Annotated in this window: 7 protein-coding genes; 3 read left to right on the forward strand and 4 right to left on the reverse strand. The window is 72.8% G+C overall.

The features are described 5' to 3' along the window. Both EHS43_RS35205 and EHS43_RS35210 read right to left on the reverse strand, forming a co-directional pair. On the reverse strand, positions 1-486 hold a 486-nt coding region (locus EHS43_RS35205; protein ID WP_221740790.1), incomplete at its 3' end, for a transglutaminase-like domain-containing protein. 32 nt (positions 487-518) lie between these two features. Continuing rightward, the gene (locus tag EHS43_RS35210) at positions 519-1,523 is read right to left on the reverse strand and encodes a GNAT family N-acetyltransferase (protein WP_125194698.1); all 1,005 of its coding nucleotides are present in this window, start codon (positions 1,521-1,523) and stop codon (positions 519-521) included. A gap of 140 nt (positions 1,524-1,663) precedes the next feature. On the opposite strand from EHS43_RS35210, the gene fdxA reads away from it, so the two are divergent. Both fdxA and EHS43_RS35220 read left to right on the forward strand, forming a co-directional pair. Then, positions 1,664-1,981 carry a ferredoxin gene (gene fdxA / locus EHS43_RS35215; RefSeq protein WP_007384503.1) on the forward strand — a complete coding sequence of 106 codons (318 nt, stop codon included), beginning with the start codon at positions 1,664-1,666 and terminating at the stop codon, positions 1,979-1,981. A 121-nt stretch (positions 1,982-2,102) separates the two neighbouring features. Further along, positions 2,103-3,197: a bifunctional succinyldiaminopimelate transaminase/glutamate-prephenate aminotransferase gene (locus EHS43_RS35220; RefSeq protein ID WP_125194699.1), complete on the forward strand. Its 1,095-nt coding sequence runs from the start codon at positions 2,103-2,105 to the stop codon at positions 3,195-3,197. 63 nt (positions 3,198-3,260) lie between these two features. Here EHS43_RS35220 and EHS43_RS35225 read toward each other — a convergent pair whose 3' ends face one another. Both EHS43_RS35225 and EHS43_RS35230 read right to left on the reverse strand, forming a co-directional pair. Then, positions 3,261-3,716 carry an ATP-binding protein gene (locus EHS43_RS35225; RefSeq protein ID WP_125194700.1) on the reverse strand — a complete coding sequence of 152 codons (456 nt, stop codon included), beginning with the start codon at positions 3,714-3,716 and terminating at the stop codon, positions 3,261-3,263. Between the two features lie 274 nt (positions 3,717-3,990). Beyond that, entirely contained in the window at positions 3,991-4,953 is a 963-nt protein-coding gene (locus EHS43_RS35230) for a heavy metal transporter (RefSeq protein ID WP_125194701.1), read from the reverse strand. An 84-nt stretch (positions 4,954-5,037) separates the two neighbouring features. Here EHS43_RS35230 and dapE point away from each other — a divergent pair. Next, the coding region (gene dapE, locus EHS43_RS35235) for a succinyl-diaminopimelate desuccinylase (protein WP_125194702.1) at positions 5,038-5,889 on the forward strand (852 nt) is incomplete at its 3' end.

The raw sequence follows: 5,889 nt of genomic DNA on the forward strand, positions 1-5,889 counted from the left end.
GACCCGCCCCCCGTCGAAGGGATCGGCCAGCACCTGTTCCTCCGGGGGCCCGAACCCGACCACGAAGTGTCCCGGCAGCGCCACCCCGTACACCGGGGCCCCCGCCCGCCGGGCCACCTCCATCCACACCACCGACAGCAGGATCGGCAGTCCGCGCCGCCGCACCAGCACCTCGTGCAGCAACGAGGACTCCAGCCGCTGGTAGTCCGCGGCGGAGCCCCGGAAGCCCCGCCGGTCGCCCAGCAGTTCCCGCAGCGACACCGCCCACGACCGCGGCCCGCCCGGCCGGAACGGCAGCTGTCCGGCCAGCTCGTCGAGTTCGATCTGGGCCGCGTCGATGCCGGCCTCGTCGAGCGCCCCGTCCGCCTGCGCGCCCACGAGCAGGCACAGCGCGGACAGATCGGGCCGCTCGGACCGGGCCTCCTCGGCGAAGCGCCTGCGCAGCTCGGCGGAGCGTTCGGGCGGTGGGGGAAACGGGGGACGCATGGCTGGCTCGTGCCCTTTCGCGGCGATCGCTACTACCGCGCCCCGCCGGAGAGGTCCGGCTCGCGGTAGTGGTGGTAGGCGTGGTGCGGGGCGAACCCCATCCGCTCGTACAGGGCGCGCGCACCGGCGTTGTCCGACTCGACCTGGAGCCAGGCGGCCGACGCCCCCTCGTCGAGGGCACGCCGGGCCAGCGCCGCCATCACGGTCGAGGCCAGCCCCCGGCGCCGCAGCGCGGGATCCACCTCGACCGCCGCGAACCCGGCCCACCGGCCGTCGACGACGCACCGCCCGATCGCGGCCGGCGCCCCCTCGCCGGGGACGGTGGCGAACCACACCGAGGGGCCGCTCCCCAGCACCCGCAGCGCCACCTCGCTCACCCCCTTGCGCTGGTAGCGCGCCAGCCAGTCCGCGTCCGCCTCCCGGGACAGGACCACGCCCTCACCGGGACGGTCCGCGACCGGTGCCAGTGCCCCGGTCCACAGCTCCGCCGTCACCTCCCGCGTCCACCCGCGCGTCTCCAGCTCCGCGCACAGCACCTCCTGGGTGCCCGCGGCGCCGGTCGCGGTCTGGACGTAGGCCGGCAGCCCGCGCTCGCCGTACCACCGTCGTACGGCGACGAGGGCCTCGTCGAGCGGCAGACCGGGGTCGCCGAGCGGGAGGACGGAGTTGGCGCGGCGGGTGAACCCGGAGGCGGCGCGCAGCTCCCACTCGCCGAGCCACTCGCTCTCCACGGGCCGCCAGCTCCGCGCGCTGACGCGGGCCAGTTCCTCGTAGGAGGCGGCGGGTCCCCGGCGGCGGGCCGGCTCGGCGGGTACGACCTTGCCCGCGACCAGCGCGGCTTCCGCGATGCGGACGCTCTCGCCGTCCCGCCGCGTGATCATGAGCACACCGTTGTCCCATGATGTGAGAACACCGACCGTGTCGGTGAACTTCTCCCCGGTGACGCCGGTTTCGTCCAGGCACCGTACGGATACCCGTTTGCCCACGTCAGCTGCGGAGATACGGACGACGAGGCGTCCCGCGGCGGAGATTTCCACAGGTCAGTTCACCCCTCCTGTTCGGATCATGCCCAAGAACGGAGATACTAGGGGCGGGCATCGACGACGCCGCGCTCCCGCGCGCCAGGCGGCGGAGCCTGAGGAGGCCCGCCAGCGCCCTATGGAGGAGGAACGACAGCGTGACCTACGTCATCGCGCAGCCTTGTGTCGACGTGAAGGACAAGGCCTGCATCGAGGAGTGCCCGGTCGACTGCATCTACGAGGGCTCCCGGTCCTTGTACATCCACCCGGACGAATGCGTCGACTGTGGTGCCTGTGAGCCGGTCTGCCCGGTCGAGGCGATCTTCTACGAGGACGACACCCCGGACGAGTGGAAGGACTACTACAAGGCGAACGTCGAGTTCTTCGACGAGCTCGGCTCGCCCGGCGGCGCCAGCAAACTGGGTCTGATCGAGCGGGACCACCCGTTCATCGCCGCGCTGCCGCCGCAGGCCTAGTCATCCGCATCAGCGGCCCGCACCTCGTGCCGCCTCGGTCCCGTACGGCCTGATCGCCTCCGATCGTGGCCGTACGGGACCGAGGCGTTTGCCGTACGACCCGAAAGTGAGCCCGAAAGCCGTGTCCGCAGTCTCCGACCGCCTTCCCACGTTCCCCTGGGACAAGCTGGAGCCGTACAAGAAGACGGCTCTGGAGCACCCGGGCGGCATCGTCGACCTCTCCGTCGGCACCCCGGTCGACCCGGTCCCCGATCTCGTCCAGAAGGCCCTGATCGACGCGGCGGACTCCCCGGGCTACCCGACCGTGTGGGGCACCCCGGCCCTGCGGGACGCGATCACCGGCTGGGTCGAGCGGCGCCTGGGCGCCCGTGACGTCACCCACCGTCACGTCCTGCCGATCGTCGGCTCCAAGGAACTCGTGGCCTGGCTCCCCACCCAGCTGGGCCTCGGCCCGGGCGACCGGGTGGCCTATCCGCGCCTCGCCTACCCGACGTACGAGGTCGGCGCCCGTCTGGCCCGCGCCGAGTACGAGGTCTACGACGACCCGACCGAGCTGGACCCGGCGGGCCTGAAGCTCCTGTGGCTCAACTCGCCGTCCAACCCGACCGGCAAGGTGCTCTCCAGGGACGAGCTGACCAGGATCGTCGCCTGGGCCCGGTCGCACGGCATCCTGGTCTTCTCCGACGAGTGCTACCTGGAGCTCGGCTGGGAGGCCGACCCGGTCTCGGTCCTGCACCCGGACGTCAACGGCGGCTCCTACGACGGCGTCGTGGCCGTCCACTCGCTCTCCAAGCGCTCCAACCTCGCCGGCTACCGCGCGGCCTTCCTCGCGGGCGACCCGGCCGTCCTGGGGCCCCTCCTGGAGATCCGCAAGCACGGCGGCATGATGACGTCGGCGCCGACCCAGGCAGCCGTGGTGGCGGCCCTGGGCGACGACACGCACGTGCGTGAGCAGCGCGAGCGCTACGCGGCCCGCCGGGCGCTGCTGCGCGAGGCCCTCCTGGGCCACGGCTTCCGCATCGAGCACAGCGAGGCGAGCCTCTACCTGTGGGCGACCAGGGACGAGTCCTGCTGGGCGACGGTCGCCCACCTGGCCGGTCTCGGCATCCTGGTGGCCCCGGGCGACTTCTACGGCACGGCGGGCGAGCGGTTCGTCCGGGTGGCGCTGACGGTGACGGACGACCGGGTGCGCGCGGCGGTCGAGCGACTGGCGTGACCGCCCCCCGAATACGGCGAAGGGGCCCAGGGTGATCCCTGGGCCCCTTCGCCGTATCGGGTACTAGCCGAGCGGGAGGCTCTTCACCGGCAGGGTGTCCGCCGACGGGAGGCCGCCGCCCTTGGCGAGGGAGTCGGTCGGCAGGCCGCCCTTCGTCGCCGTGGACGTGGTGTCGCCGAGGACGCCCCCGGCGGAGCCCGCGGCGTCGCCCGCCGTCTTCTGCGCGACCGGCGCGGCCTTCTTCACGGCCTTGCCGCCGGCCTTGCCCGCGGACGGCACCGCCTTCTCGACGGCCTTGCCACCGGTCTTGCCCGCGGTCCCGGCCAGGTTCTGCGTCGCGCCGTCCACCGTGTTGCCGACGTGCGCCCCGTCCAGAGCGGTCAGCCCGCCGAGGTTCGGGGTGGCGGGCAGCGCGGCGGGGGCCGCGCTGGCGGAGCCGGCCGCACCGACCCCGGCGGCCGCTCCGGCAGCGACGAGCAGCGCGGCACGGGCGATCCTGCGGGTCAGGGGGAGGGACATGTTGCTCCTTCGACGGAGGAAACGTTGCTAGGACGCCGTGACTACCGCTCGAAGCCCACGAAGGTTGCGGACGCGCAACGTAAAGAGTTGGCAATGCGTCGCATTATCACCTGCGGATAAAAACGGGCAAAAACCTTCCGGTCTGAAAGTCCGCCGAATGCGCGCAGCCCTTTGTTCGCAAGGGATTTCGCGGACACGGGGGTGAGGTGGCGAAAACCTGCGCACACCCGCTCCGGCGGCGGCCGGACGTGACCCCTCCAGGTGATCTTCCGAACTACCGTGCCGTCAGTATGCGCACCGCGCTCGTGTCACCCCGGCCGCCGGCCGCGCGCCACTCGCTGTCCGTGCTTCCGGCCGTCCACTGCCGCCCGGCGTACGAGACCCGCTGGATGCGCAGCGCCGAGGAGTTGGCGACGGCCCAGTGGGCGAGCTGCCAGCCCCGCTCGGTGAGGCTGCGGCGGGCGCCGGCGCCGATGTCCTCGCGCACGGGGAGGGTCACGGTGCGCCCGTCGGCCGCGGTGGGCGCCGGGCTCGGCGCGGCCTTGCCGCCCACTTCCGCGGCGGTCGTCTCCAGCGCGTCGCGCCCGAAGTCCCGTACGAGGGCCGACCGCACCGCGTCCGGGCCCGTGGCCCGGGCCGCCCGGCCGGTCTCCTGGCGGCCGTCACAGGTGAGGGTGGCCGCCGAGGTGCCGGTGAGGGCGGCCGCCAGCAGCCCGGCGTCCGGCTCGTGCTTGGCGTACGCCTCCGGATAGCCGCTGCGCTGCACGCGCTGGGCGGCGACGGTCAGCGGGAGGTCCTGGTAGCCGCGCACCTTGACCAGGTGCTTGTAGAACTCGCCCGCCGCGTACGTCGGGTCCAGGATCTCCTCCGGGGTGCCCCAGCCCTGGGAGGGCCGCTGCTGGAACAGCCCGAGGGAGTCACGGTCGCCGTGCGAGATGTTGCGCAGCCCCGACTCCTGGAGGGCGGTGGCGAGGGCGATGGTCACGGCCCGCTCCGGCAGCCCGCGCCCGGTGCCGACGGCGGTGATCGTCGCCGCGTTCACCGCCTGCTCGGGCGTGAACTCGTACGACGGCCCGCCCGACCGGCCGGAGACGACCCGGCAGCTCGGCCCGTCGGTGCCTCCGGTGACGTACTGCACCACGAGGTAACCGGCGACCGCGCACAGGACCACGAGGGCCGCCCCGAAGCGGAGGAGGCGGCCACGACGCTTGCGAGTGGAGGGCAACGGCTCTGGCATCCGGACAAGATACTGGAGAGTACTGAGACGCCCGCGCCGGACTGGACAGCAAGCGCTTCGGGTGGGGGCGTTAGGGTCGGGAGCATGGCCGACACCCCTCTTGACCTTTCGCTGGACGCTGCCCGGCTGACCGCGCAGCTCGTGGACTTCCCCTCCGAGAGCGGCACCGAGAAGCCCCTCGCGGACGCGATCGAGAGCGCCCTGCGCGCCCTGCCCCACCTGACGGTCGACCGCCACGGCAACAACGTCGTGGCCCGCACGCACCTCGGCCGTGCGGAACGCGTCATCCTCGCCGGCCACATCGACACCGTCCCCGTCGCGGGCAACCTCCCCTCCCGTCTCGACGACGAGGGCTACCTGTGGGGCTGCGGCACCTGCGACATGAAGTCCGGGGTCGCGGTCCAGCTGCGGATCGCGGCGACGCTCCCGGAGCCCAACCGCGACCTCACCTTCATCTTCTACGACAACGAAGAGGTCGCGGCCCACCTCAACGGTCTGGGACATGTGGCCGAGGCCCACCCCGACTGGCTGGAGGGCGACTTCGCGGTCCTCCTGGAGCCGACGGACAACCAGGTCGAGGGCGGCTGCCAGGGAACCCTGCGGGTCCTGCTGACGTTCAGGGGAGAGCGGGCGCACTCCGCGCGCGCGTGGATGGGGTCCAACGCGATCCACAAGGCCGCCCCGGCCCTCGCCAAGCTCGCCGCCTACGAGCCGCGCAAGCCGGTCGTGGACGGACTTGAATTCCACGAGGGGCTCAACGCGGTGCGGGTGGAGGGCGGCGTGGCCACCAACGTCATCCCCGACTCCTGCACCCTGACGGTCAACTTCCGTTACGCGCCGGACCGCAGCGAGGCCGAGGCGGAGGCCTTCGTGCGGGACTTCTTCGCGGACTGCGGGGTCGACGAGTTCACCGTCGACGACCACACCGGCGGCGCC

The sequence above is a fragment of the Streptomyces sp. RP5T genome (genome assembly GCF_003933965.1).
In the GTDB taxonomy this organism is placed as follows: Bacteria; Actinomycetota; Actinomycetes; order Streptomycetales; family Streptomycetaceae; genus Streptomyces.

Excerpts from the sequence above, each read along its gene's own strand:
- EHS43_RS35225 (WP_125194700.1), bottom strand. The coding sequence starts at position 3,716 with ATGTCCCTCCCCCTGACCCGCAGGATCGCCCGTGCCGCGCTGCTCGTC.
- EHS43_RS35230 (WP_125194701.1), bottom strand. The coding sequence starts at position 4,953 with ATGCCAGAGCCGTTGCCCTCCACTCGCAAGCGTCGTGGCCGCCTCCTC.